At 38.7% G+C, this 633-nt stretch carries 1 protein-coding gene; it reads left to right on the forward strand.

What is annotated here, in order from left to right; all coding sequences use genetic code 11:
- On the forward strand, nt 1-575 hold a 575-nt coding region (locus tag C9J35_RS23220), incomplete at its 5' end, for a transposase (protein WP_167396055.1).
- Nucleotides 576-633: the final 58 nt, after the last annotated feature.

The raw sequence follows: 633 nt of genomic DNA on the forward strand, positions 1-633 counted from the left end.
TTGAAGCCGCGAAAAACTCTATCGGTCTGACAGAAGGAACACAGATGGCCCAACATGAAATTGCCACGCTCTTACGTCAGTATCGGTTATTAGAAACTGAAATTGAAACTGTTAATAATCAATTAGCTGAAATGGCACAAACGACAATGGAATATGAAATACTGGCTTCAGTTCCTGGTTTAGGAGACGCGACAATCGTTGATTTACTATCAGAAGTAGGAAGCTTCTCACTTTATGAAAATCCACGCCAACTTATAAAACTAGCGGGATTAACATTACGTGAAAGCTCGTCTGGTCAACATAAGGGACAAAAACATATCTCTAAACGAGGACGAAAGAAGCTTAGAAACACTCTATTCAAGGTTATAGTCCCGCTTATTCGTCATAACGAAGCGTTTAAAAAGCTTCATGAATATTACACAACAAGACAACAAAATCCCTTAAGGGGAAAGCAATCAATGGTGATACTCTGTGGTAAGTTACTGAAGGTAATACATGGCATATGCAAAAAGAAAGTCTTTTTTAACGAGCAACATATGATGAAGGACCTCTACTGTCTCGTAGAGGCAGCGTAATCAATTCTTTCATCGAACTATAAAAAGAAGGATGACACGGAGAAGCCAGCAAAATAAC

Origin of the sequence: Lysinibacillus parviboronicapiens (genome assembly GCF_003049575.1) — a bacterium.
GTDB classification, from domain to species: Bacteria; Bacillota; Bacilli; order Bacillales_A; family Planococcaceae; genus Lysinibacillus; species Lysinibacillus parviboronicapiens.